Raw genomic sequence first — 24,881 nt, forward strand, 5'->3', positions numbered from 1 at the left:
GCTAAATAAGATGAGATATTATGCATTGCGCAAATGCCTGCGTACCCTGAACTGTCGGATCGGGTAAAAGTGACTGCATATCCTCAGTCACTTGATTGTTACATAATGTTTTGTGCAACGATTGCTCAATATTATCAGCAGCGTCATGCCAATTCATAAACCGTAACATCATCACGCCTGCCAAAATGCTTGATACTGGATTCATTACATCTTGACCAACTAAACTTTCGACCGTGCCATGAGTAGGCTCAAATAAAGCCAGTGCTTCACTTAAATTAGCCCCTGCCGCCATACCAATCATGCCAACTTGAGCCGTAAGGCTATCAACCAGTAAGTCACCATTTAAGTTGGTCGTAGCAATCACATCGTACTGCTCAGGTGCTAATAAACAATTTTGCAGCATCACATCACACAGCTCATCTTTAATGATCAGCTCATGTTCACCTTGTATTATTTGCCACCAGCGACCATTAGGATGACGGACTGCTAAAAATTCTTCGATAGCCACTTCTAATGCCCATTTTAAAAAAGCACCATCAGTGAATTTCATCACATCGCCTTTATGTACTAAAGTAACACTGGTTTTATGCTCTTTTAACGCAAATGCAATGGCTGCCCGGACTAAACGTTTACTGCCCTGCTCTGAAATATGTTTAATACCAAGGCCACATTGCTCAGTAAAACGAAAGCGGTTAACACCGAGCTGCTGTTGTAAAAATTCAAGCAAACTATCGGCTTGGGCAGAACCGGCTTTAAATTCGATGCCCGAATAAAGATCTTCGCTATTATCGCGAAAAATCACCATATCGATATTTTCAGGGTGTTTGACTGGGGTATTGAGATTAGGCAACGATTTGATTGGTCTAAGATTAATAAATAAATCCATTTCATGGCGAAGTGCTACATTGAGTGAGCGAAATCCGGCTCCCATCGCCGTTGTAAGTGGTCCTTTATAAACCAGGTGATAATCACGGATCGCATTTAACGTTTCTTCAGGAAACCAATCACCATCATACAGCTCAGCCGCCTTTTCGCCGTTATACACTTCTAACCAATGAATTTTTCTAGCCGTTTCATAGGTTTTTAATATTGCACTATCAATTAGTTGGCGCATTAAAGGCGTTAATTCTGAGCCAACACCATCACCTTCAATAAAGGCAATGATTGGCTCATTGGGAATGATCCATTGCCCATTTGCTAACACCTGAATTTTTTCACCTTGGCTTGGTGGAACAATTTGATGGTACATTTGACCTCTTTTATGCGCTGCGTTTATCCTCTTCAGTGTGCCCATCGTTGAGGTAGTAATCAACATCGATTTCATCAAGTTGGTCTGGGTGTAAGAATTTTGCTGCGTACTGCAAATAAATACCTGAAGAAATAAACAACTTAAATACATCTAAATCAACATGTTGATCTAACGCCATTTTATGTAAAATATTAATAGCAACACTCAGCGGCTTTGCTTTTTTGTAAGGCCTGTCAGCGGCGGTAAGGGCTTCAAAAATATCCGCAAGTACCAATACTCGTTCAGGGATAGATAATTGCTCTTTTGTTAATTTTCGCGGGTAACCCGTTCCAATCAAGGTTTCATGATGGGTCGAGGCATAACGAGGTACTTTTGCTAGCTCGGCTGGAAATGGTAAACGGTCTAACATTTTGATTGTACTAATAATATGTTCATTGATTTTAAAGCGGTCTTCAGCAGTCAACGTACCTCGTGAAATAATTAAGTTATAGACCTCGCCTAAATTAGCCCGATGCTCTGTAGGCTGCATTTTAATTCCCAAACTTTCATCGTAAGAAATTGGCTTGTCATGGGCAATAATATGGCTTGGTTTATCACTTAATAATTGCTCAGTGACAGGTAACGATGTAGGTTTTTTCGAAAATCGTAATTCTTCTATCGGAGAAAGCCCTAAAGTATCATCAAAATTACGCTGCCAAGTGATTGTGGCAATCTGACGAATACGGGCAACATCATTCGCATCAATAAATTCGCCCCCCACATTCGCATTTGCTATAAAGGTAAAATCAGCTGTTAATTGCTGCTGTTTGGCTTCTTTTTCAGCGTTAAGCAACTCACGTTGTTCAGGGTTTGCAAGCACAGCTTTTAAATAATCAACCTCTGCATCACGCCACAGCACTTCAAACCGCATTCGAATTTCATGGATCCGATTATAAATGGTCTCAAGTTTAGTGCCTTTATCAACTATGTGTTCTGGTGTGGTGATTTTGCCGCAGTCATGCAGCCATGCTGCAATTTTAAACTCTCGTATCGCGTCTTTATTCTCAAATTTAAAAGCAATGAATGGCGCTGCACTACTTTGCGCAGCCGCTTGTGCCAGCATCATGCCAAGTTCAGGAACCCGTTCACAATGGCCTGCGGTATACGGTGATTTATCATCGATTGCCTGCGCGATTAGCTCAATAAAAGAATCCATTAAATCTTTTTGATTTTGTTCATGTTGCTGAATCGACAGCACCATAGCTGCTATCGAGTCAGCTAACTCTTCAATTTCGATAATATTCGTTTCAACATGTTTTACTTGTGCATATTGTCGATTTTTAATTTTGATACTTTCAATCGCTAGATTTTTTATTGGTTCAACAATCGGGCTTGCAAAAATCCAACACAAAGGTAATAGAATAAGGAGTAAAACAACAGTAACTAAAATTGAAATTCGTAGTTTAGTATTTATATTTGCAAACAGCGCATCTTCTGAAATTAGCAGTGCAAAATAGTCATCTTTAGCGGTTAATTTACTGACATAGATGTACATGTCTGTTTGGTTAATGTTAATGCGGTGCAGTTGACCAAATAAATAGGGCTTTTTAATAAACTGAATTAATTCTTGGTACGGGACAGTGCCTACCGTTTGAGTATGTTTAATTTCCTTTTCACTTAACAACCATTTTTGCCTCAGCGCTTCACGTTGAGCCGGTGTAATGTGTTTAATTGCCAAGTTAAAAATATCGACTAAATCCGCTTGATTTTTTGGCAATAGAAAATGCAATTTAGCCAATAACGGTGGTGTATTTTGCTCAAGATTAAAATGGTATTGAATGTCACTTATAAAAAACTGTTTGGCAATGTATTGTAATACATATTGATTATCTATCCCCGCGTAATATTGCCCTGCTGTAACCGCTTTTAATACTGCATGAGTATTGGGTAGTTCGACTAAATTAATTTGTGGATGATAGGCGCGAATATCATGGATAATTGACCAATCCTCTGAAATAGCCAGTGTTTTACCATGTAACTGCGTCAGAGACATTATATCTGCCTCTCCCGCTTTAGTTACAATTGCAAATGGCGTTTGTAAAAATGAATCGGTTAATAATCCAAGGTCTCGATTTATTTGATTATCATAGGCTGCATTGAGCATATTTAATTTATCTTGTTTAAACAGCTCAACCATTTCGTGCCATGTATAGCCGTTAATAAAATTAAAATGTAACCCGGTTAACTGACTAATAATGTTCAATACTTCAACACTATAACCATCGGGGTTTCCAGAAATAGCAAAATCGATTGGTGCCCAATCGGATTCATTCGATACCGACAGGCTTTGATATTTATTTACAACATCTTGTTGGGGTTGAGTTAAATTTAAGCGTTTAGTTGAAGGGATCACCAGCTTATCTAATGCATTGCCATTAGAGGCAATTATTTGACCATCATCCTGAAAAAGATACATTTCAACCGCTTCAGCATCGATATCTTGATCTTGTTTAGTGATGAGATACTGCGAAATAGAAGACAGTGCAATATCAATCGCAATGACACCACTTTGATTATCTAATTTAATTGAATAAGTTTGTCCAGGTGCTTGCAAATGCTGAAAGAGATAAGGTTTAGTTGTAAAAACTTGCTTCGCTTGTGCTTTTTTAAACCACATTCTATCGCGTGGATCGTAGTCTGATGATTCTGTGATAGTGGCTCTTTTTACAAAGTCTTGATCATAATAATGGGTCAGTTTTTGTTGGTTTTCTTGAGCATGAATAATTTCAATCACAACCCAATAATCGCTTGATTGGGCATTAAGTTGGTTACGCACGGACGGACTGGACTGCAAATTAATTAATTCAAAAAAATCACCATTATCTAAGCCTAAATAAATGGCATAAAAATGAGGATTAAATTGCATTACATCACTGATATCGGTGCTGAGCTGTTTTTCAGAAAATTGCGATTTGACATTAGGATGTTGAGCAAGAATATGTAAAGTGTTTTCAGCTGATTTACTAATACCGGCTAAATTCGAAGCAGTACCTTGGGTTGTGACATTAAATAGCTTAGTGGCGGATTCAACAGCCATTTGATGGCTAAAATAATACTGTAAGCCAATAGCTGCAGCGGCTGTAAAGGCAACGGCAAAAATAAAAATTCCCACAACGGTAGATTTGATAGAAAATAGTACTCTATTTCTAACTTTTTTAATTACTTCCATGTATCTACTCTTAATTAACTAAGGCAAGGCTGCTATTAGCTCAGCCAGATGTTTAAAACCAGAACAACTTCGCAAATAAGTCTAGACAGCTTTAGTATTTTATCAATTAATTCAATTGCTTTTATTTATAATAAGGAATGAATAGTCGATAGCTACCTTCAGGAGTATAATGAGGTGCTTTTAGACATAAGGCCTTATTTTATTGATCCCCATCACAGTTATCGAGATAGAAACGCCCCCTATTATTACCTGTGCAACTTGCCAAGCATGTTGTTGTCAATTAGAGGTGTTATTAATCACCGAAACCGGTGTACCTGACCACTTTATTCAACACCAAGATGATTCCGTCAGCACTATGCTTCGATTAGATGATGGTTGGTGCGCTGCACTTGACCGTACCTCAATGCGCTGCACCATTTATGAATTAAGGCCGTTAATCTGCCGAGAGTTCGAAATGAGCTCAGATGAATGTATCGATGAACGTGACGCCTATGGCTTATAAAACCGCCTCATGATGCAACGCCAAGATAACACACTATAAATACAACGAATTTATCTGTACCATCAGGGCTACTAAAAATATTTAAATCATAGGCCGGAAAATGGGCAGAGCGTATCAAAACAAAAAAGACTCTATGGCGAAAACCGCCGGAGCAAAAACCAAAGTATATTCAAAATACGGTAAAGAAATTTATGTCTGCGCCAAAAATGGTGGTATTGACCCCGATGGTAATCTCTCATTACGCCGCTTAATTGAACGTGCTAAAAAAGACCAAGTACCAGCCCATGTTATTGATCGTGCAATTGAAAAAGCTAAAGGCGGTGCGGGTGAAGAATACAGCACAGCACGCTATGAAGGTTATGGCCCAGGCGGTTGCATGATGATTGTGGATTGCCTCACCGATAATAATAATCGTACTTTCTCCGATGTTCGAGTGTGTTTTACCAAAGCCAATTCAAAAATTGGTGCTCAAGGTTCAGTTGCCCACCTTTTTGACCATTTAGCTATATTTTCATTCGCTGGCGATGATGAAGACCCAATTCTTGAAGCCTTGCTGATGGATGATGTGGATGTTCTTGATGTTGAAAACGAAGATGGCAAAATCACCGTTTTTACTCCGCATACTGAATTTTACAAAGCAAAAACCGTGCTGGAATCTTTAGATAACATTACGCTAGATGTGGAAGAGATTGCATTTGTGCCTCAAACAACCACTGAGATTAGTGGTGAAGATGTTGCAGTTTTTGAGCGTTTTATCAGTATGTTAGAAGACTGTGACGACGTGCAAGAAGTGTATCATAACGCTGTTATTACTGAATAAACGAGCAGGAAGAATAAAATGCCGCACTTACTTTTAGATGAGCTGATTAAAGGTTTATCTGCTGATCCTTGTCAGGTCAGTTTTGCGCAAAGCATCGCAACCATTGAGCATTATTATACCTTTACCCCAACTCAATTTAGTAATGGTCAGTTAACCAACCTTGCAGGACAAAATAACGGTTCGTGTAAACTTTTTGCCTTTGCTTTATTACATCAGCTCACACCGGTTCAAACGCTTAATTTATTCGGCGATTATTATCATCAGGATGTATTACAGCACCCTGATGGCGATGATCACCAAAATATTCGTAACTTTATGCGCTTTGGATGGTCTGGGATTATATTTGAAGCACAGCCATTAAAGCTTCGTAGCTAACCTCGATACTAAAGCAGAAATCTATCTGAGGTAGTTATTTTTAATGCTAATAACGTTGGATTGAAGTGCAATAAACTTAATATTGACACGCCAATCCGTCTTGTTAGCTTTGAAAATCTATAATTTGCGATAAATAAATTAAATATTTACCTTTAATTCAATATGTTGCTAAATTTCTTATCCAGAGATACGGTTAACTAGCACAATATCAAAAACATGCAATACTGTTGGAGTTTGTATAATTTTCACTCAAGGATGTTCCAATGTTAAAGAAAATAGCTCCAAGTATTGCGATCGTTAGTATATTGATGTTGGCTGGTTGTTCTAACACTACAAATTTAGAGCAACAAATACAATCACTTAGTAGTAAAGTAGATTCGCTCACCATGAAGGTCGATGCTATGTCTAGTGATGTAGCGGCATCAAAAAGTATGAGCGAAAGCAATAACACTGAAATAAAAATGCTCAAATCAGCGGTTGATAGCGCCTCAGCTAACGCGAATAAAGCAAATATGCGATTAGATAATCTAGTCTCATCATATAAAAAGTAACAACTAAGTGAGCTAACAACATGTAAGCTAATACACTGTTACTTAATAAAAACTAGCCTAGTGCTAGTTTTTTATAACTCAATATTTTTGAACGATGTGTTTAATAAAATGGGTAAGCCAGACGCCTGCGAAAAAATATCTTCGAGTTGTGATTCATCTATCTTTGCAGGCTCCAAAATATGGCGTAACTTTTTAAGCGTGGCATCAATATCTAATTGCCGTTTTGAGCCTTCAAGTGGACTGTGCACTTCGAGATACACTGTATTTTGTTCGGTCAGAAGTAGCTTAACAGGTTGATCAATAATTCGAACCGGCGTATTTAGCTCCACTCGATTAAATAACTCTTCAATGTCTGATTCAAACATTCTAATACAGCCAGAACTAACACTTAAGCCAATGCCAAAACGTTGATTGGTGCCATGAATTAAATATTCACTCTTGCCCAAGCGCATAGCGTAACTACCAAGGGGATTATCTGGTCCTGCTGGAACTATTGGCGGCAAAACGATATTTTTTTCAGTTAAATAGCGCTTTCGCAACGGTTCAGGAACTATCCAATCTGGCGACTTTCTCTTTTGCGAAATAAAGCTTCGAGTAACTGGCGTACGATGACCTTTTTGCCCTATGCCTATTGGATAAACATGTACCTGGGATTTTTCAGGCTCAAAATAATACAAACGCAACTCAGGCAAATTAACAACTATCCCAACTTGAGCTGTACTGGGCAAAATCATTTGTGTCGGCAACGTTATCTGTGTTTCTAACTGTGGCAAAAGTGGGTCAACATTTGGATTTGCAGCAATTAATGGCAAAAAGCCCACATTATGAATTTCAGATATAGAAAGAAAATATTCACCCTGCTGCACAATATGAGTGCTGGGCAGACCTATTAATTGTTTTGTTTGAGGCAGCTGGTAGGACTTGGCATCAAGTAACGAGCAAAACAAAGCTGTGGCAAACACCGAGGCTTGGGCACAGCTATTGATGCTCACTCGCACTTAATAAGCCACTAAAATGGATTAACTGAATAGCCTTGCTGCGCCAAAATTGCATGAGCAGTCATTGCTGATAGCGCCATTTGCACACCAGGATAAAGATCGGCTTTTTGGATCCCTAAAAAGGCAGCAGACTGACCACATAAATAAATTTTGACATTATTTTTTATCAATTCAGCTAATAATAAAGAGTTTGGATTATCACGCTGATTTTCTTGTCGAAATGCAGCATCACTTAATAAGTCATATCCTGCTTTACCATGGACCACTAATGCAAGCTCAATATTCTCAGCCTTGACACCATTTGCAACATGCATATTTAAAAATCGTGCTAAATTATTAAAACCACGATTTTCTTTTTTTGATGCGGTTTGCTCACTCACATCAAAGACTACTTTTAGTTTTAAATCAGCAGGTAAAACTAAATCAGATTGAACGCTGTAATGCTTACCAAAAGCTTGGATAACAGGGCCGGAGCTCATTTTGGCCGGTGCAGCGTGCACAGCTTGAGCAAAAAGAAATAACACACTTAGATAGATACATTTCATAACACCAACAAACTCCATATTTATAACATCAATAAATTGAGCTTAATCAAGTTTTTAGATTAAAGCTAATGAATTTAATTTAACGTTAAGAAAGATGATTTTAATTGTCGGTGCAAGGTACATTGAAAAAAGCAATACTGCTTTTCTCAATGTAATAACTTGGTTATTCGAAGTATGAACAGCAGTAATCTGTAAGACTATAAACCTTTAATTGAAAACTCTTTTTAGCTGGAATTTCAAACACATCACCTGCACGGATAGTTTGCCATTCAGGTTGCTCTGGTAATAACACCTCAAGCTCTCCTGCGAGTATTTCCATTACCTCCGCAAGCTCGGTACCAAATTCATAATCGCCAGGTTGCATAATACCTAAAGTTTTTTTGCTACCATCTTTAAATATCACGGTTCTACTGGTCACTTTACCATCAAAGTAACTGTTTGCTTTTTTAACCACAGCGACATTATCAAATTGTTCCATCGACTTTTCCTCATTCTCAATGTTAAAAAAATGAGTCTATCACGCTCTTGAGCTGTCTGGTTATTACGACTTAAGTCTTACTAAGCAACCTCAATACTGGATAATAAATCTGTCTCAAGCAGCTTTTTACAACACTCGCAGCGTTGGATTAACGTGCTATGGGCAAATTTAATGCGTTGTTCAATCTATTACCAAGCGCTGAGGTAACATAATTTAAGTGAGCTGGTATGAAAGATGTTGAAAAAATCGCAGCATCACCACATCTTTTTGCGGCTCATACCCTAACGTTAAACAAAGCTCTTTAACAGCTAATGTCAGTTGATTAACAAATTTTGCATAGCTATTGCGATATAAAGCAACTTCATCAGCACAAAAAACCAAATATAAGGTGTCGGTTAGCTCGTCATTTTGCCATGCACCAAGCATTGAAGAGGACTCTTTTTGTAGGTCAAAATACAAGTAATTGAGCTCTTTACCCAATAAAACATTATTGTCATTGGCTAAACGAACTATAGGTGCTTTGCCATTGGCTAAAAAAGCAACTTTTGATAGCTCGTACTTTTTCGCTATCGCGTCAAACTCATCAGCAATTCGTTGATACAACCGACCATAACAAGGCTCTGAATTTGTTTCATATTCCACAGTTTTACTTAACTTTAATGTCATAGGTAAATTGGCAATTGCATAAGTTTGCCTATTAAAATCAATCGGTAACTCAAGTGACTGTTGTTGATAACGAAATGATAAATCTCTTAAGCCATGGGTTTTAGTTTGACGATCTCCGCGCTCTGGTGCATAGATGTCATAAGTAATATGTTGATGATCTTTGATTTTAAATTCAGACAGAGGAATAGCAAATCGCTTTGCTAAATCATTTAAAAGTTCAATGGTTTGCTGATGAAAATAATGCGCGTTTTCTCGTACATTTTCGCCGGTCGACAAAATTAAAAAGTCTATTTTTTCAGCTAACTGACTTTTTTCAACAAAGCTATGGTGACCGGTGTGATAGCCTGGATTATAAAAAAATAACAGTTGTTCCGCTGTTTCTATAATCTGTTGTTCTTCGTTAAAACGAACTCGAGCCAATTTTTGATTGGCAATAACATGTGTATTGTGCAATCCATGCGCTTCGCATAATTCAAAAAACTGCTGACTTAATATTTGATAAAACAAACCATAATCATCAGTAAGCTGTTGGGTCAACTGGCTAACTAATTCATAGCTTGGTCGAAAAGATAATAGTAAGTATTGGTTTTCTCGAGCATTAGCTGGCACATACACTTTTTGAGCATTACTGCGTTTTGCGACTAAAGAATGGCGCTTTTGATAATGTAACATCGGTGACTCCTTTTAATTGCGCCAAAGGTAATCTCACAACATCACTGTTATATGACAGAAACATGTTAGTTTAATGACAGTGCAAGCACTCTAATTCATTGAATAAATTAGCCTAAATGGCTAGGTTACGTTGATGATTGCTACTTTTTACAACATCAAGAATGGCGTGAAACATAAATTGAATAAAAAATCTCTCTGTTGCCTGCAACACTGTTTTGTTCACCCGCTGCTGTCGGCGCTAATTGAACCATCAAACGCCATTGCATCAATGACAATGAACATGCCCCCACCATCACCTGCGCTTGCCATACCCCAGTTGACTGTTCGGTAAAAAACACGGGGATTGTTCCCATATACATATCAACACCTTCAAGCTTAGCCTGATGAACAATTTGATTTTTAGGTGCTTTTAATATGATTGTGAACGGGGTTTCAGGCTCAACACTCTCTGAACCTAGCGAGATAGAAATTCCATCACTATAGTTACAAGGTTTATTAATTTGACAGCTGACCTTATCAAGCGGTTGGTTAACTTCGGGTGTACATGCAACACACCCAGCAACGATTAAAAAACAAGCAAAAAATGAACGCAAATCAAAAACTCCTCGCTAAAAAACGTCAAGATTATAAAGCGAGATATTTAAAACGACTAACATTGATGAAAAATAAAGCGACATATCGGGAATAATTTGATTGAAGTCATAATTTTAGCCAATTGCGCTATCTTTTTTTGACTAAAAATTTTATTATTTCCGCGCAAAAATAAGGGTTTCTCGAGTTTCTTTTCTGGAATGTTCAAAGGATTTTGAACTTTTTAGGTAATAAACTTGTTGAAAATAAGCAGGCCCCGTTCTTTATCGAATGGGAAATTCATTTCTTAATGCAATATATATTGCAGCGGAAGCCGGAAAATGAGCCAAACAGTAGCATCACAAACTGAGTACAACTATAAAGTTGTTCGCCAATTCACAATTATGACTGTGATTTGGGGTATCGTTGGTATGAGTGTTGGGGTTCTGATTGCTGCCCAGTTAGTCTGGCCAGCTTTGAACTTTGATACTCCATGGTTAACCTACTCTCGACTGCGTCCGTTACATACGAACGCTGTTATATTCGCATTTGGTACTAGCGCACTATTTGCCACATCTTATTATGTGGTTCAGCGTACATGTCAAACGCGTCTTTTCTCTGACAAATTAGCCGCTTTCACCTTTTGGGGTTGGCAGCTGGTAATCGTTTTAGCCGCAGTTACTCTGCCACTTGGTTATACCAGTGGTAAAGAATATGCAGAACTAGAATGGCCTATTGATTTATTAATTACTGTAGTTTGGGTATCGTATGCTGTGGTTTTCTTCGGCACGCTAATCAAACGTAAGGTGTCACATATTTATGTGGCTAACTGGTTCTATGGTGGTTTCATCATTACTGTTGCAGTGCTTCACATTGTAAACAGCATGGCAGTACCTGTGTCTTTAACTAAATCTTATTCGATTTATGCAGGTGCCGTTGATGCGATGGTTCAGTGGTGGTACGGTCACAATGCAGTAGGTTTCTTACTTACAGCAGGTTTCTTAGGTATGATGTATTACTTCGTACCAAAGCAAGCGGGTCGTCCGGTTTATTCATACCGCTTATCTGTTGTTCACTTCTGGGCATTGATTTCTTTATATATTTGGGCAGGTCCTCACCATTTACATTACACAGCTTTACCTGACTGGACTCAGTCTTTAGGTATGGTTATGTCGGTAATCTTATTTGTGCCTTCTTGGGGCGGTATGATCAACGGTATCATGACGTTATCAGGTGCATGGCATAAACTTCGTAATGACCCTGTGCTTCGATTCTTAGTTGTTTCATTATCTTTCTACGGTATGTCTACGTTTGAAGGCCCAATGATGGCAATAAAATCTGTAAATGCATTGTCACATTATACTGACTGGACTGTTGGTCACGTTCACTCAGGTGCGTTAGGTTGGGTTGCAATGGTATCAATTGGTGCTGTTTATCACTTAATTCCAAACTTGTTTGCACAATCACGCATGTACAGTGTTAAGTTAGTTAATACACATTTCTGGTTACACACTGTGGGCGTTGTTTTATACATAGTTGCAATGTGGATTTCAGGTGTAATGCAAGGTCTAATGTGGCGTGCAGTGAATTCTGACGGTACATTAATGTACAGCTTTGTACAGTCGTTAGAAGCGTCTAAACCTTTCTACTTCATGCGTTTTGTGGGTGGCGTATTCATCGTTACCGGTATGTTAATTATGCTTTACAACACGTATCGCACAGTTACAGCCAAAAAAGGTTCACTTCAAGCTGAAGCTGAAGTTCAACCAGCATAAGGGGTCAGGAATGAGCGAAAATAATTCACAAAACAAACATGAAATCGTCGAGAAAAACGTTGGCTTGATGGCTATCTTAGTTGTCTTTGCTATCAGTTTCGGCGCGTTAGTAGAAATTACACCACTGATGTTCCAAGACGATACCACTAAACCTGTTGATGGCTTACGTCCATTAACAGCGCTTGAAATGGAAGGTCGTGACATTTATGTACGTGAAGGTTGTTACAACTGTCACTCACAAATGATCCGCCCATTTCGTGATGAAGTGGAACGTTATGGTCACTATTCAGTTGCTGGTGAGTCAGTATGGGATCACCCATTCCAATGGGGTTCTAAACGTACTGGTCCTGACTTAGCACGGGTGGGTAATCGTTATTCGGATGACTGGCACCATGCTCACCTTATGGACCCACGCGCTGTGGTTCCTGAGTCGAACATGCCAGCTTTTCCTTGGTTAGATAAAAATGTACTGGATGGTGAGCTAACAGCTAAAAAACTTTCTGTTTTTAAAGGCTTTGGCGTGCCATATACGGATGAGGATATCGCCGGTGCAGAAGCGGCAGTTAAAGGCAAAACCGAAATGCAAGCCTTAATTGCTTACCTTCAGCAACTTGGCACTCACTTGAAGTAATTATTATGGATTACGGAACGTTCAGAGGCATTTTCACTCTGGTTTTATTGGTACTTTTTATTGTGATTGTGTGGTGGGCATACAGCAAACGTAGCAAACGTCGTTTTGATGACGCCGCAAATGCTATTTTTGATGATGAAAAATTGCATCACAACACAGTTGGTGATCAGGAAAAGGAGTCTGAGAAATGACTAGCTTTTGGAGTGTGTGGGTCGTCGTATTAACCTTAGCATGTCTTGCAATCTGTTTTGGCTTACTAGTTTGGAACTTAAAAAACTATGCAGGCGTAAAAGAAGGCGAGTCATGTGGTCATGAATTCGACGGCATCGAAGAAATCAACAACCCGTTACCGAAGTGGTGGACATATATGTTCTTCGCTACGTTTATTTGGGCTGTTTATTACCTAGCAGCATACCCAGGTTTAGGTAACTGGGAAGGTTTAGCGAAGTGGACAAGTTCTAACCAAGGCGTTAAATCTTTGGCTGAATCAAAACAAGCTTCGTTAGATGCAAAAGCTGCAGGTGAAACTGTACAACTTGATACAGAAATTCAAAAAGCTGAAGACCGTTTTGGTCCACTATTTGAATCATTTGCTAAGCGTGACATCATTGACTTAGCGCAAGATGAGCAAGCACTTGAAATTGGTCAGCGTTTATTTGCGCAAAACTGTTCACAGTGTCATGGTTCAGATGCACGTGGTGCGCATGGCTTCCCGAACTTAACAGACAAAGATTGGTTATATGGCGGTACGCCAGATAAAATCAAAGAAACTCTGTTATATGGTCGTGTAGCTGCTATGCCAGCTTGGGGTCCGGCTCTTGGTGAGCAAGGCGTAAAAGAAGTCACTGCTTTTGTTCTGAGCTTATCAGGACGTAAAGTAAACCAAAAAGACGCTGATGCAGGCCAAGCTAAATTTGCTATGTGTGCGGCATGTCACGGAATGGATGGTAAAGGCTCTATTGCTCATAACCTACCATTTGGTGCACCAAACTTAACAGACAACATTTGGTTATATGGTGGTTCTCAACGTGCTGTTGAAGAAACCTTAAACAATGGCCGTGCTGGTGTAATGCCTGCATGGAAAGATATTCTAGGTGAAGATAAAATACATATTATCTCCGCTTATGTTTATAGTTTGTCTTTAGACAAGTAATTGTCAAAAAGCCCCCTCCCTGGGGGCTTTTTCTTAGGTTTTTAATCTACATTCCTGTAAAATAAGCACACTTAATTTCAGATCGAATCTATTATGCAAACTCTTCCTTGGTATAAACAATTTTGGCCGTGGTTCATTCTTTCGATTCCAATGATTACGGTTGTTACCTGTATATTTTTTATTGTCTATTCTGTGCAAAAAGGCCCTGACATGGTTGTAGATGATTACTACAAACAAGGTAAGGCAATCAACCTTGAATTAAGCAAATTTCAAAAAGCCAAAGCGTTATATTTGCACGGCGATTTAATGATTGATGCTGATAAAGTAACCTTTGCATTTACCAAAGGTGATGCCAGTAAAGTGACAGCTCTTAAATTAGCCTTTTACCACCCAACACTTAAAGAAAATGATTTTGATATGATTTTGGCAAAAAATGCCAATGGTCATTTTAGTGGTTTTTCTGATCATATTAATCAAGAACGTTATACCATTTTCATTGAGCCAATGGATCAAAGCTGGAAACTCAAAGAAAATATTGTTCTGCCTGCTACAGGCCCTTTTAAAATTACTCCGGAATATAAATAAACTATGAGTGATGTGTGTTTTCACTGTCTTGAGCCTATTCCCCTCGGTTTCAAACAAAGTGTCGAATTTAATAACCAACAGCACGCTGTCTGTTGTCTTGGCTGCCAAGCAGTTGCACAGGCAATTATTCAAGGTGGGATGACGGACTATTATAAATTTCGAACTGAAGCGGCGGGTAAAGTAAAAGAACTCATACCTGAACAACTTGCAATGTTCAAAAGTTATGATGACGAAGACATACAAGCTGATTTTATTACTGGCGATCAAGACAATGCTGAATTACTTTTGAGCATTGAAGGGATAAGTTGCGCGGCTTGTGCTTGGTTAATAGAAAAACAATTACTAGGCTTGCAAGGAGTGCTGCGTGTTGATGTAAATACCTCAACCCATCGAGCACTGATTTATTGGCATAGACCTAGTTTAAAATTAAGCCGAATAATTGAAGCATTAGCAAAAATTGGCTATCAAGCCTACCCGTTTCAAGCTGATGAAGAAGAATTACAGAAAAAACAAGTCGCTAAGTCATACATTCGTCGGTTAGGTGTTGCAGGGTTAATGACCATGCAAGTGATGATGTTTGCCTTTGCCATGTATTTTGGTATGTTTTCCGGTATGGATGAAGACTTTGAACAGTATTTTCGCTGGATAAGCTTTACCCTTGCAACACCGGTTATTCTTTACTCCGCGATGCCATTTCTGACCAATGCGGTGCGAGGTTTACAAGCCCGGCAACTTAATATGGATTTACCTGTTTCACTCGCTATTTTTGGTGCTTATGCGGCAAGTAGCTGGGCCACCTTTTTTGAAACTGGTGAAGTTTATTTTGAATCGATTTGTATGTTTACCTTCTTACTGTTATTGGGTAAATATCTCGAATTTAGGGCGCGCCTTAAAGCAACTGAATTTACGGCTAATTTACAAAAATTACTGCCGTTAACTGCACGTCTTGCCTCAGAAACGGGTGAAGAAAAAATCATTGCAGCTAAAAAATTACAATTAGGCGACATCATTTTTATCAAACCGGGTGAAACCATTCCAGCCGATGGCCTAGTAGTGACAGGCAAAACATCAGTAGATGAATCAATGATGACAGGTGAACATCAAGCGGTCGCTAAATCCGTTAATGATCAAGTTTTTGCCGGTACAATTAATCATGATGGTGTGATTACGGTTAAAATCAATCAAATTGGTGGCAATACCTTACTCAATCAAATTGTAAAATTGCAACACCAAGCGTTAGCAAGTCGACCTAAAATCGCCGAAGTCACCGATAAAGTAGCCCAATGGTTTGTGGCTACGCTATTAGTTTTTGCCTCTATCACTGCGGCTGTTTGGTATACCATTGACCCAAGCCATGCTTTTTGGATCACCATTGCTGTGCTTGTTGCAACTTGCCCATGTGCGCTTAGCTTAGCAATTCCAACTGCGCTGACCTGCTCTGTGGCAAACTTAACCCAAAAAGGGGTGCTGATCAAAAAGTCTCATGTACTTGAGACCTTAACAAAAATTGATGCGGTTGCTTTTGATAAGACAGGTACTTTAACCGAGGGACGATTTACCATAAAACGCAGTGTATTTTATGGTGATGCGCAGCATGATCTTTCACAGCAAGCCCATTTAATGGCATTAGCGCGGGCGCTTGAACATCATTCAGAGCACCCTATTGCTAAGGCTTTTTGTCAAACAGATCAAATAAATACCATTGAGATCAGTCAAACATTGCTCAGCGGCGTTGAAGTTCATACGGCACTAGGGATCAGTGCTATTTATCAAGGTCAATCTGTAGCGATAGGCAAAAATAATTGGTTTGCTGAAGTAAGAGAGACCTGTCAGGCTGTGCTTTATATCGACAATCAAGCCGTTGCTGCATTTGAACTTAGCGACAAAACGCGCGATCATGCCAAAGAATTAGTGCACTATTTAGACTCTAAGCAAATAAGCTGCCACCTCCTAACAGGCGACCCATCTCCAGCAGGGCTTGAATTAGCGACACAACTGGCAATAAATCATGTTGAAATAGGCTGCAGCCCACGTGACAAACAGCAGCATGTCGCACAGTTAATCCAACAAGGCAAAATTGTCGCCATGATTGGCGATGGTGTTAATGACAGCCCAGTATTTAATACTGCGCATTTGTCGATTGCGATGGCAACCGGCGCTGATATCTCCAAAAATACCGCTGATGTGGTTTTACTTAATAGCGACCTAAATGCGGTTAAACATTTACATCAAATTAGCATCAAAACACGCCGGATTATTAAACAGAATTTAACACTGTCATTGCTTTATAATGGGTCTATCCTACCCTTAGCGGCAATGGGTTTAATACCACCTTGGATTGCCGTGATTGGTATGTCGGCCAGTTCAATTATTGTGATCACAAATTCACTAAGGTTATTAAAGATATGAGTATTATCTTTGTATTGATCCCAATTGCTATTTTATTAGTGATTATTGCGCTTGGGATATTTTTTTGGGCCGTGCGCAGTGAGCAGTTTTCAAATTTAGATAAACAAGCTCACAGTATTTTATTTGAAGACGATAAAGAGCAGCATAAAAACAGTAATGATTGATCCCTTACTACTGAGTGCTTTTTTTATGGGCTTAGCTGGCAGTGGACATTGTGTTGCAATGTGCGGCGGTGTTGCATCATCCTTGCAGTTAGCGGTTAAAAATAAGCAAGATGCGCGCAGCTATACCCTGCTTTACAATCTTGGGCGTCTATTGAGCTATAGCTTAGCCGGCGCGCTCGTTGCAGGTATTAGTGCCACATTCGCAAGCCAATCAATCCTTATATCGCAAATACTTGCGTTTATCAGTGCATTCTTTATGATTTTGGTTGGATTGTACGTAATGCGTGTAATGGCAACTTTAAATTGGTTAGAATCAATTGGTAAAATTGCAATTTGGCAGTTTGTAGTGAAATTAAATCGCTATGTTATGCCGCTTGATTCCAAACTAAAAGCGCTAGGTTACGGCGCACTTTGGGGTTGGCTACCATGTGGTTTGGTTTATTCCGCACTCACATGGGCGATTACAACAGGCACAGCAGCCAAAGGCGCGGCTTTTATGGCATGTTTTGCACTGGGCACCGCCCCTGCAATGCTTGCGCTTGGTCTAACCACGCAATCTATAACGAAATGGCTTAATAATCAGGTGGTTCGCTTGGTTATGGGCAACTTTTTAGTATTTTATGGTTTATACCTTTTAACTATTGCGGTACGTAATTCACTGCATTAAGCTATTAACTATTCCCAGTTGTGTATGGATAATCAATGGAATTTAAAAACAAACTTGCTGCAAAATCTCAATGTACCATTAGTTGTAATAACTGCAGTATTAGCCAGCTCTGTATCCCATTTACATTAAATAATGATGAGATGGATAAACTTGACGAAATAATCGAGCGTAAAAAACCACTTCACAAAGGTGATTTTTTATTTGAAGCATCGGCGCCTTTAAAATCTATTTTTGCAGTCCGTTCAGGTTCTTTTAAATCTTATACACTGTCAGAACAAGGCGAAGAGCAAATAACCGGCTTTCACCTTGCTGGTGACATTGTTGGGTTTGATGCAATCCACAAAATGCAACACCAAAGCTATGCACAAGCGATGGAAACCGCTATGGTCTGCGAAATTCCGTATACAACATTAGATGATTTATCGGGGAAGCTGCCTAAACTTCGTCAGCAAGTTATGCGGATGATGAGTAGTGAAATCAACTACGATCAAGAAATGCTTTTATTATTAAACAAAAAAACAGCTGAAGAACGTTTGGCTGCTTTTTTAGCTAATTTAGCTCGTCGTTTTGGTGAGCGTGGATTTTCTAAAAAAGAATTTCGTTTAACCATGACTCGTGGTGAAATTGGCAACTATCTTGGTTTAACCGTTGAAACAATTAGCCGTTTGCTTAGTCGTTTTCAAAAGCTAAGCGTAATAAAAGTTGAGGGTAAATTAATTACCATTTTAGACAGTGCAGAGCTTGATAATTTAGCTGCAATCAAACCTTGATCTAACACAAACTTAACCGAGTTAATCCTGCCATTTACCTGAACTTAGCTTACACTTAAGAATAACATCTTAAGTGTAAGGTTTTAGTTATGAATGCAATCAAAAAGATACTCGCTGTTCTCGACCCGAGTAAAGAACAACAAAAAGGCTTGTTACGCTCCTTTGAATTAGCGCGTAAATCAGGCGCATCCATTACGGCTTTTTTATCTGTGTATGATTTTTCATACGAAATGACCACCATGTTATCGCTAGAAGAGCGAGATTTAATGCGCAGTGCCGTAATAAAATCACGTGAAGATTGGATTAAAAGCTTAATAGGCCCCTACCTTAATGACCTCAATATTGACTTAAAAGTAGTGTGGCATAATCGTCCTTTTGAAGCTGTGATCCAAACTGTGCTCAGCGATGGTTACGATATGGTAATAAAAGGCACTCACCAACACGACACATTAAAATCGGTGCTGTTCACCCCAACAGATTGGCACCTCATTCGAAAATGCCCTTGCCCAGTGTTATTAGTCAAAGAGCACGATTGGCAAAAACAAGGGTCTATTTTAGCAGCGGTCCATTCTTCATGCGAAGATAAAGAGCATCAAGGGTTAAATCATAAAATTATCAAAGATGCACAATTTATTGCCCAACTGGTACAAGCCGATGTTCATCTGGTTAATTCTTATGCCGGTACACCAATTAATATTGCTATCGAAATTCCTGAGTTTAACGTTGCAGAGTTTAATACTTCAGTTAAAAATCACCATTTAAAATGTACAGCAGAACTTGCTGAACAATTTTCAGTAGCACCAACGCATTGCCATGTTAAAGAAGGCCTACCAGAAGACGTTATTCCTGTTGTAGCCAATGAGCTTGATGTCGAATTAGTGGTTATTGGTACGGTAGGACGCACAGGTTTAAGTGCAGCCTTAATGGGAAATACCGCAGAACATGTTATTGATGGCTTAAATTGTGATGTATTAGCACTCAAACCTGAAGGATATAAAAGTCCTCTGGATAAATGAGCGGTAATTGCTTTTTAACTGGCGCAAATCCCCCTATAATACGCCCCTTTATTTGTCGCATCGAATCTAGGGGCTTTAATGTCACATTCACTTACAGCTAAAACGAAATATAACTTTAACAAGTTGCAAAAGCGTTTGCGTCGCCTAACTGGGCAGGCAATTGCCGATTTTAATATGATTGAAGATGGTGATCGTATTATGGTTTGCATGTCTGGCGGCAAAGATAGCTATACAATGTTTGACATACTTCAAAGCTTACAGCGTGCAGCGCCTATTAAATTTGAACTGATTGCGGTAAATCTTGATCAAAAGCAACCAGGATTTCCTGAACATGTTCTACCTCAGTACTTTGAGTCTTTAGGTGTGGAATATAAAATTGTTGAAGAAGACACCTATAAAATTGTTACCGATATAATTCCTGAAGGTAAAACAACCTGTTCGTTATGTTCACGTTTGCGTCGCGGCATTTTATACCGTACAGCAAAAGAGCTTGGCGCGACAAAAATTGCGCTTGGTCATCACCGAGATGACATGATTGAAACATTGTTTTTAAACATGTTTTACGGTGGCAAGCTCAAGGGAATGCCTGCAAAATTGGCCAGCGATGATGGCCAGCACATGGTCATTCGCCCTTTAGCATATTGTAAAGAAGCGGACATTGAAGAATATGCTGAGCATAAAGAATTCCCGATCATTCCATGTAACTTATGTGGTTCACAAGAAAACCTACAGCGTAAAAACATTAAAATGATGCTGCAAGAATGGGATAAAACCAACCCAGGGCGCATTGAAACAATTTTTACTGCCATGCAAAATGTGACGCCGTCACACCTTGCGGATAACAACCTGTTTGATTTTAAAAATTTACAAAAATCAGATGTGGCTATTGGCGAGGGTGATATTGCACTAGATAAAGTAGAAGTACCCGCTATTCCGGTTGGATTAATTCAAGATTCTGAAGATAACGATGTGATGGTGGTTGAGTTAAACTAAGCGATAAGCGATAAGCGATAAGCGATAAGCGATAAGCGATAAGCGATAAGCGATAAGCGATAAGCGATGGCTATCGCTCGAACTTAATAAAAAAGCGACTTCAAAAGTCGCTTTTTTATTAGTTTATTGTTCAAAGTTAAACAGCAATTACTTTTAATATCAATAAGTTAAAGTAAATTTTTAGACCTGTTACTTTTCAAGATAAGGTAAAATTCTAACGGGTGCTTGAGAAAAAAGAACTGCGTCTTTTTGTGTTTCCCAGCTTTGATCAACTTTGCTAAAACAGCGATTTTTTACACATTGCCACTGCTCTTTATCATTAACAGCTTCGGCCAAATCTGTAAACTCCACCGTAATACCGGTCATGTGCGGCATCAAAAAAGAAAATACTTTACTCATTAAAAAACCAGATAAATCGTCCATTAATTTATCCAGCTCTTGATAGGTTGCAAATAACTGCTGCTTCGTCACGCTTTGACTATAATCATCTCGCGCTTCAATTTGCATCTGTAACTGACATTGCGCTGATGAGTGCTGCACCACTATGACCGCTTTATCTTGATCTAATTGTTTTTCAAAAGGCAGTAATAACTGCCCTTTGTCAGTAAAACTTAATGGCTGCTCATATTGTTCAGTTACAATTCTACCCGATAAAATATCACATGGCAGCGAGGGTGTTTGCCCATCAACCAAATAAAAGCCAACACTCGCTAACAGATAATCGCCTTTATTTACCACCTTCATTCGATCGTAAAAACCATCGTATGAGACTGCAAATTCTGCTGCATTCAGCGTTGAGCCAAATAATAATGCTGCGCTTACTAATCCTACACACCGCTTATTCACTAAAAAACTCCTGATTAGCATAAATCATGTCTCTGATCTCTTCGACATAGTGGTTACCACGTTCAGAGTACGCTAATAACCCATTTGCTAACTCAACAGCTGAGGGTTCTTCTTGCTGCTCGCGTTGCAATGAACGGATATTACGAAGCTCTCTGTATGCACGATTAGTATTAATATTTCTAAAATAAGCAGCAACGGCATGCGAGACTGATTCATAAACGGCCACTTCATGCGCGGCATCTAAATTTCGATTCAAAGGCACCATGCCACACCCTTCTTGATAGCACCATTGACCAAAAAAGTTTAAGCCGATCCGAGCAAAACGCGACGTACCCCATGCAGACTCATTGGCCGCCTGCATTAAAACTAACTCTTCAGGTACAATGTCGACCCGCTTTAAAGCGGCCGTAATGCTCGCCTTATCAATTGGTTGCTTTACTTTGTATTCTTTAAAAATTAATCGTAAATTACGCAGCTGCTGCTCTGATAGAACATCATCAAATTCCAGCATCATTTTAGCAATTTCTAGCTGTGCCCTTTGTTGACTTATACGCTTATTTTCAGCAATAACATGAGGGCGAATAAACGAAAAGAACTCCATTTTCTTTTGTTTAATATCGGGGATATTGGCAAAATCAGGCAATATCACATTGTGTCTGGGTTTTTCTTCAACAATAACCACCTCAGTTACGGTTTCTGGCTCAGTAACTGATTCAGTGACTTCTTTAACTGGTTGATTAATAAACGGATATACAAGACAGTATAGGGTAAAAGAGATCGCAAGTACTCGCAATACGCTTTTAAGCATACGGTGTTCCTCAGTTGTTTAAAAGACTAAAAGAATGCACAAAACAGCCATTTCTTTCGGAAAATAAACCGTTGCTTCCTGCAACAGGCGCTACATTATACAGCAACGTGCCCAAATTGCTAACCGTGCCATTTGGCTACACTAACTACGGGCCAAATCCCAATAGACTCGCTGATTTATTTTTAAAGCTATACATTGATTAAAAAGCAAAAATGATTCGATTGATTTATCACTTCCATCAATCCAGTGCCATGTTTGTCGATAGCAATTTTGCGCAAGTGCATCATATTCACAGTAGCTGAATACATCATTAATGGCAGCGTTTACTGCTTGGGGAAATACAAATGCCTGCCCTTGCTGATCGCAAGCAATAAACATATGTTTGCCACTTCGTTTTGCTAAAAAACGCTCAGGAGATACTGCACGGATCAAACCACTGCCATGAAGCTCAATAATTGTATCGTTATCAACCACTAAACCAACATGATCAAACGCCTGATACACGGTACAACATACTAATGCACCAGATACCAGCGAATGACTCAATGGGCTGGGAATACTATCACTTGGCCAGCGACCTATCGGCATCTCGGTTAATTGGGCGACAGTGAGCAAAGACGACTGAGGCAATAAACGCCGGCTCTGATCTTGCTCAAGTAAATAACGTTTATGCTGCGCATTTAACGCCACACTACCAAGCAACCCACCTAATACTAATAATGGAAATGCCATAATTGACCTATAATTCAACCCGCCTATCTGATAAATTCTATACCAATTACCGACAAAACAAATGAATACCACAGACACAGTTGTTGCAAAATGTGTAATAGCCACACTGAGGTTCAATTAAGGGAGAGTGTATGGATCACTGGACACAACGGCGCTTTGATGAAATTAAATTACGTCCTGATGATCAACGTACCGCGTATCAAAAAGACCGTGCACGTATTATCCACGCTGCGGCATTTCGACGCTTACAAGCAAAAACCCAAATTATGGGCATTGGAGTTGATGATTTTTATCGCACTCGCCTCACCCACTCTCTAGAAGTGGCGCAAATTGGCAGTGGAATTTTAGGGCAGCTGCGCAGTAAAAATGATAAACCGGATTTTTTACCTTGCCGCAGCTTAATCGAGACATTATGTTTAGCCCATGACATAGGCCACCCTCCTTTTGGTCATGGCGGCGAAATTGCGCTTAATTTTATGATGCGTGAACACGGTGGCTTTGAAGGCAACGGCCAAACCTTACGCATTGTCTCAAAGCTTGAACCTTATACCGATGGCTACGGCATGAATTTAACCCGCCGTACTTTATTAGGATTTATCAAATACCCGCAAATAATCAATACACTTTGGCATACACAACCACGTTTTGACCCCAATGCGGCATTTATTAAATCAGCAGACTGGCTGCCTGCAAAAGGCGTTTACCAAGACGATGATGATGTGTTTGATTGGATCCTCAGCGCATTAAATAAAGCCGACCAACAGAAATTGCTGCAGTTCAAATCGTTCGATCAATACCGTCACAAAACACTGTTTAAATCATTAGATTGCTCAATTATGGAGCTGGCAGACGATATTGCCTACGCCGTACATGATTTAGAAGATGCGATTGCAACCGGCACAGTAACCGAGCATCATTGGTATGAACTTGCCATGCCAAAGCTTAAAGACAACGACCACCCTTGGTTAAAAGCACACTTAGCGCGAATTAGCGCAAGTTTATTTTCTCGCCAACAAGCCATACGCAAAGATGCCATTGGTGAGTTAGTAAACTTGTTTATTACCCAAGCTCAATTACAAACCATAGAAACACAATTTGAATCGCCTTTACTCAAACATAACGTGCTACTACCAGAAAGGCTAAATGAATTTTTATCGAGTTTAAAATCGTTTGTTTATCAAACTGTTATTCGCAAACCAGAAATGCAACAAATTGAGTTTAAAGGACAAAAATTAATTATTGATTTATTTAGCGCTTTTGCCAGCGACCCAGAACGATTACTGCCACGCAGCACCCAAACAAAATGGCGTCAAGCTCAATTACATGCCAGCCAAGGGCATCGTATTATTTGCGATTATATTGCAGGAATGACCGACGAATACGCCTATAAAACCCATCAAAGGCTTTTTTGTGCCCCTTAAAAAAGTGCCTGCTAGTTTTACCTTGCCCTGAGCCTTAAGCTCGGGTGAAAAAAGCGACAACATAACAAAGGGCATACTCAAATGTATCGGGCAATATTTGCGCAGCGAAATTGATTGTAATGAATTTATTTTGGCAGGATAAGTCAGGCTTGACTCCTTACCCAATGAAAGAGCCATAACAGGTTACCGTGGGTGAATAATATCTATTAGATCACAGACACCCAGTGGGTTCAAGGTTAAAATTTGAGCAAATAAAGAAGTGTAGAATTAGTTCCTA

26 protein-coding genes and 1 pseudogene are annotated in these 24,881 nt (G+C 39.3%); 16 read left to right on the top strand and 11 right to left on the bottom strand.

The genetic code is table 11. From position 1 onward, the window contains the following. Position 1: 1 nt before the first annotated feature. Together icd and PTUN_RS10665 are read right to left on the bottom strand one after the other, a co-directional pair. Entirely contained in the window at positions 2-1,249 is a 1,248-nt protein-coding gene (icd, locus tag PTUN_RS10660) for an NADP-dependent isocitrate dehydrogenase (protein WP_009840291.1), read from the bottom strand. A 10-nt stretch (positions 1,250-1,259) separates the two neighbouring features. Beyond that, complete coding sequence (locus PTUN_RS10665) at positions 1,260-4,457, bottom strand: HD domain-containing phosphohydrolase (RefSeq protein ID WP_009840292.1); 3,198 nt, start codon at positions 4,455-4,457, stop codon at positions 1,260-1,262. Positions 4,458-4,662: 205 nt separating this feature from the next. Here PTUN_RS10665 and PTUN_RS10670 point away from each other — a divergent pair, with 205 nt between their 5' ends. The 4 genes from PTUN_RS10670 (at position 4,663) to PTUN_RS10685 (ending at position 6,705) form a co-directional block, all read left to right on the top strand. Next, a complete protein-coding gene (locus tag PTUN_RS10670) occupies positions 4,663-4,959 on the top strand; it encodes a YkgJ family cysteine cluster protein (protein ID WP_198138452.1) in 297 nt (98 codons plus the stop codon). 100 nt (positions 4,960-5,059) lie between these two features. Continuing rightward, a complete protein-coding gene (locus tag PTUN_RS10675) occupies positions 5,060-5,779 on the top strand; it encodes a YebC/PmpR family DNA-binding transcriptional regulator (RefSeq protein ID WP_009840294.1) in 720 nt (239 codons plus the stop codon). Positions 5,780-5,797: 18 nt separating this feature from the next. Then, positions 5,798-6,154: a HopJ type III effector protein gene (locus tag PTUN_RS10680; protein WP_009840295.1), complete on the top strand. Its 357-nt coding sequence runs from the start codon at positions 5,798-5,800 to the stop codon at positions 6,152-6,154. A 263-nt stretch (positions 6,155-6,417) separates the two neighbouring features. After that, complete coding sequence (locus PTUN_RS10685; RefSeq protein WP_040644175.1) at positions 6,418-6,705, top strand: Lpp/OprI family alanine-zipper lipoprotein; 288 nt, start codon at positions 6,418-6,420, stop codon at positions 6,703-6,705. 71 nt (positions 6,706-6,776) lie between these two features. On the opposite strand, the gene PTUN_RS10690 is transcribed toward PTUN_RS10685, so the two are convergent. From PTUN_RS10690 to PTUN_RS10710, 5 genes are all read right to left on the bottom strand, one after another. After that, positions 6,777-7,697: a L,D-transpeptidase family protein gene (locus PTUN_RS10690; protein WP_009840297.1), complete on the bottom strand. Its 921-nt coding sequence runs from the start codon at positions 7,695-7,697 to the stop codon at positions 6,777-6,779. 17 nt (positions 7,698-7,714) lie between these two features. Further along, positions 7,715-8,248 carry a DsrE family protein gene (locus PTUN_RS10695; protein WP_119081487.1) on the bottom strand — a complete coding sequence of 178 codons (534 nt, stop codon included), beginning with the start codon at positions 8,246-8,248 and terminating at the stop codon, positions 7,715-7,717. A gap of 163 nt (positions 8,249-8,411) precedes the next feature. Continuing rightward, positions 8,412-8,726: a pyrimidine/purine nucleoside phosphorylase gene (gene ppnP, locus PTUN_RS10700; protein ID WP_009840299.1), complete on the bottom strand. Its 315-nt coding sequence runs from the start codon at positions 8,724-8,726 to the stop codon at positions 8,412-8,414. A gap of 213 nt (positions 8,727-8,939) precedes the next feature. Next, positions 8,940-10,064 carry a DUF3083 family protein gene (locus PTUN_RS10705; protein ID WP_009840300.1) on the bottom strand — a complete coding sequence of 375 codons (1,125 nt, stop codon included), beginning with the start codon at positions 10,062-10,064 and terminating at the stop codon, positions 8,940-8,942. A gap of 155 nt (positions 10,065-10,219) precedes the next feature. Next, the gene (locus PTUN_RS10710) at positions 10,220-10,657 is read right to left on the bottom strand and encodes a hypothetical protein (RefSeq protein WP_009840301.1); all 438 of its coding nucleotides are present in this window, start codon (positions 10,655-10,657) and stop codon (positions 10,220-10,222) included. Positions 10,658-10,975: 318 nt separating this feature from the next. Here PTUN_RS10710 and ccoN point away from each other — a divergent pair, with 318 nt between their 5' ends. The 11 genes from ccoN to ttcA all read left to right on the top strand — a co-directional run bounded on the left by ccoN (position 10,976) and on the right by ttcA (position 20,797). Then, the gene (ccoN, locus tag PTUN_RS10715) at positions 10,976-12,409 is read left to right on the top strand and encodes a cytochrome-c oxidase, cbb3-type subunit I (RefSeq protein ID WP_009840302.1); all 1,434 of its coding nucleotides are present in this window, start codon (positions 10,976-10,978) and stop codon (positions 12,407-12,409) included. A gap of 10 nt (positions 12,410-12,419) precedes the next feature. After that, positions 12,420-13,040, top strand: coding sequence for a cytochrome-c oxidase, cbb3-type subunit II (gene ccoO, locus PTUN_RS10720; protein ID WP_009840303.1), 621 nt, complete (start codon positions 12,420-12,422; stop codon positions 13,038-13,040). A gap of 5 nt (positions 13,041-13,045) precedes the next feature. After that, on the top strand, positions 13,046-13,231 hold the full coding sequence (locus tag PTUN_RS10725) for a cbb3-type cytochrome oxidase subunit 3 (protein ID WP_009840304.1): 186 nt from the start codon (positions 13,046-13,048) through the stop codon (positions 13,229-13,231). After that, positions 13,228-14,193: a cytochrome-c oxidase, cbb3-type subunit III gene (ccoP, locus tag PTUN_RS10730; RefSeq protein WP_009840305.1), complete on the top strand. Its 966-nt coding sequence runs from the start codon at positions 13,228-13,230 to the stop codon at positions 14,191-14,193. The genes PTUN_RS10725 and ccoP overlap by 4 nt, the downstream gene beginning before the upstream one ends. Before the next feature lie 93 nt (positions 14,194-14,286). Then, entirely contained in the window at positions 14,287-14,778 is a 492-nt protein-coding gene (locus PTUN_RS10735) for a FixH family protein (protein WP_009840306.1), read from the top strand. A gap of 3 nt (positions 14,779-14,781) precedes the next feature. Then, positions 14,782-17,187, top strand: a complete 2,406-nt coding sequence (locus PTUN_RS10740; RefSeq protein ID WP_009840307.1) for a heavy metal translocating P-type ATPase — start codon at positions 14,782-14,784, stop codon at positions 17,185-17,187. Next, a complete protein-coding gene (gene ccoS / locus PTUN_RS10745) occupies positions 17,184-17,351 on the top strand; it encodes a cbb3-type cytochrome oxidase assembly protein CcoS (protein ID WP_009840308.1) in 168 nt (55 codons plus the stop codon). Before PTUN_RS10740 ends, ccoS begins: the two co-directional genes overlap by 4 nt. Then, positions 17,344-18,018: a sulfite exporter TauE/SafE family protein gene (locus PTUN_RS10750; RefSeq protein WP_009840309.1), complete on the top strand. Its 675-nt coding sequence runs from the start codon at positions 17,344-17,346 to the stop codon at positions 18,016-18,018. Before ccoS ends, PTUN_RS10750 begins: the two co-directional genes overlap by 8 nt. A gap of 35 nt (positions 18,019-18,053) precedes the next feature. Next, positions 18,054-18,788 carry an FNR family transcription factor gene (locus PTUN_RS10755; RefSeq protein WP_009840310.1) on the top strand — a complete coding sequence of 245 codons (735 nt, stop codon included), beginning with the start codon at positions 18,054-18,056 and terminating at the stop codon, positions 18,786-18,788. An 89-nt stretch (positions 18,789-18,877) separates the two neighbouring features. Continuing rightward, positions 18,878-19,804, top strand: a complete 927-nt coding sequence (gene uspE / locus PTUN_RS10760) for a universal stress protein UspE (RefSeq protein WP_009840311.1) — start codon at positions 18,878-18,880, stop codon at positions 19,802-19,804. Positions 19,805-19,882: 78 nt separating this feature from the next. After that, positions 19,883-20,797, top strand: coding sequence for a tRNA 2-thiocytidine(32) synthetase TtcA (gene ttcA, locus PTUN_RS10765; RefSeq protein WP_009840312.1), 915 nt, complete (start codon positions 19,883-19,885; stop codon positions 20,795-20,797). A 189-nt stretch (positions 20,798-20,986) separates the two neighbouring features. Here the strand turns inward: ttcA and PTUN_RS10770 are convergent, their stop codons facing one another. The 3 genes from PTUN_RS10770 to PTUN_RS10780 all read right to left on the bottom strand — a co-directional run bounded on the left by PTUN_RS10770 (position 20,987) and on the right by PTUN_RS10780 (position 23,183). Then, positions 20,987-21,643 (bottom strand): DUF2987 domain-containing protein, encoded by a 657-nt coding sequence (locus PTUN_RS10770; RefSeq protein WP_009840313.1) that lies wholly within the window; start codon positions 21,641-21,643, stop codon positions 20,987-20,989. Then, complete coding sequence (locus PTUN_RS10775) at positions 21,636-22,451, bottom strand: glucosaminidase domain-containing protein (RefSeq protein ID WP_009840314.1); 816 nt, start codon at positions 22,449-22,451, stop codon at positions 21,636-21,638. The genes PTUN_RS10770 and PTUN_RS10775 overlap by 8 nt, the downstream gene beginning before the upstream one ends. Positions 22,452-22,592: 141 nt before the next feature. Next, positions 22,593-23,183, bottom strand: coding sequence for a hypothetical protein (locus tag PTUN_RS10780; protein WP_009840315.1), 591 nt, complete (start codon positions 23,181-23,183; stop codon positions 22,593-22,595). Between the two features lie 131 nt (positions 23,184-23,314). On the opposite strand from PTUN_RS10780, the gene PTUN_RS10785 reads away from it, so the two are divergent. Beyond that, positions 23,315-24,604 (top strand): anti-phage deoxyguanosine triphosphatase, encoded by a 1,290-nt coding sequence (locus tag PTUN_RS10785; RefSeq protein WP_009840316.1) that lies wholly within the window; start codon positions 23,315-23,317, stop codon positions 24,602-24,604. A 55-nt stretch (positions 24,605-24,659) separates the two neighbouring features. On the opposite strand, the pseudogene PTUN_RS22655 reads toward PTUN_RS10785, so the two are convergent. Beyond that, positions 24,660-24,725, bottom strand: a pseudogene (locus tag PTUN_RS22655) (transposase); the annotation flags it as partial. Between the last annotated feature and the right edge of the window lie 156 nt (positions 24,726-24,881).

This window comes from Pseudoalteromonas tunicata, from assembly GCF_002310815.1.
GTDB lineage: Bacteria > Pseudomonadota > Gammaproteobacteria > Enterobacterales > Alteromonadaceae > Pseudoalteromonas > Pseudoalteromonas tunicata.

Excerpts from the sequence above, each read along its gene's own strand:
- icd (WP_009840291.1), bottom strand. The coding sequence starts at position 1,249 with ATGTACCATCAAATTGTTCCACCAAGCCAAGGTGAAAAAATTCAGGTG.
- PTUN_RS10665 (WP_009840292.1), bottom strand. The coding sequence starts at position 4,457 with ATGGAAGTAATTAAAAAAGTTAGAAATAGAGTACTATTTTCTATCAAA.
- PTUN_RS10675 (WP_009840294.1), top strand. The coding sequence starts at position 5,060 with ATGGGCAGAGCGTATCAAAACAAAAAAGACTCTATGGCGAAAACCGCC.
- PTUN_RS10680 (WP_009840295.1), top strand. The coding sequence starts at position 5,798 with ATGCCGCACTTACTTTTAGATGAGCTGATTAAAGGTTTATCTGCTGAT.
- PTUN_RS10685 (WP_040644175.1), top strand. The coding sequence starts at position 6,418 with ATGTTAAAGAAAATAGCTCCAAGTATTGCGATCGTTAGTATATTGATG.
- PTUN_RS10695 (WP_119081487.1), bottom strand. The coding sequence starts at position 8,248 with ATGAAATGTATCTATCTAAGTGTGTTATTTCTTTTTGCTCAAGCTGTG.
- ppnP (WP_009840299.1), bottom strand. The coding sequence starts at position 8,726 with ATGGAACAATTTGATAATGTCGCTGTGGTTAAAAAAGCAAACAGTTAC.
- PTUN_RS10705 (WP_009840300.1), bottom strand. The coding sequence starts at position 10,064 with ATGTTACATTATCAAAAGCGCCATTCTTTAGTCGCAAAACGCAGTAAT.
- ccoN (WP_009840302.1), top strand. The coding sequence starts at position 10,976 with ATGAGCCAAACAGTAGCATCACAAACTGAGTACAACTATAAAGTTGTT.
- ccoO (WP_009840303.1), top strand. The coding sequence starts at position 12,420 with ATGAGCGAAAATAATTCACAAAACAAACATGAAATCGTCGAGAAAAAC.
- PTUN_RS10725 (WP_009840304.1), top strand. The coding sequence starts at position 13,046 with ATGGATTACGGAACGTTCAGAGGCATTTTCACTCTGGTTTTATTGGTA.
- ccoP (WP_009840305.1), top strand. The coding sequence starts at position 13,228 with ATGACTAGCTTTTGGAGTGTGTGGGTCGTCGTATTAACCTTAGCATGT.
- PTUN_RS10735 (WP_009840306.1), top strand. The coding sequence starts at position 14,287 with ATGCAAACTCTTCCTTGGTATAAACAATTTTGGCCGTGGTTCATTCTT.
- PTUN_RS10740 (WP_009840307.1), top strand. The coding sequence starts at position 14,782 with ATGAGTGATGTGTGTTTTCACTGTCTTGAGCCTATTCCCCTCGGTTTC.
- ccoS (WP_009840308.1), top strand. The coding sequence starts at position 17,184 with ATGAGTATTATCTTTGTATTGATCCCAATTGCTATTTTATTAGTGATT.
- PTUN_RS10750 (WP_009840309.1), top strand. The coding sequence starts at position 17,344 with ATGATTGATCCCTTACTACTGAGTGCTTTTTTTATGGGCTTAGCTGGC.
- PTUN_RS10755 (WP_009840310.1), top strand. The coding sequence starts at position 18,054 with ATGGAATTTAAAAACAAACTTGCTGCAAAATCTCAATGTACCATTAGT.
- uspE (WP_009840311.1), top strand. The coding sequence starts at position 18,878 with ATGAATGCAATCAAAAAGATACTCGCTGTTCTCGACCCGAGTAAAGAA.
- ttcA (WP_009840312.1), top strand. The coding sequence starts at position 19,883 with ATGTCACATTCACTTACAGCTAAAACGAAATATAACTTTAACAAGTTG.
- PTUN_RS10775 (WP_009840314.1), bottom strand. The coding sequence starts at position 22,451 with ATGCTTAAAAGCGTATTGCGAGTACTTGCGATCTCTTTTACCCTATAC.
- PTUN_RS10780 (WP_009840315.1), bottom strand. The coding sequence starts at position 23,183 with ATGGCATTTCCATTATTAGTATTAGGTGGGTTGCTTGGTAGTGTGGCG.
- PTUN_RS10785 (WP_009840316.1), top strand. The coding sequence starts at position 23,315 with ATGGATCACTGGACACAACGGCGCTTTGATGAAATTAAATTACGTCCT.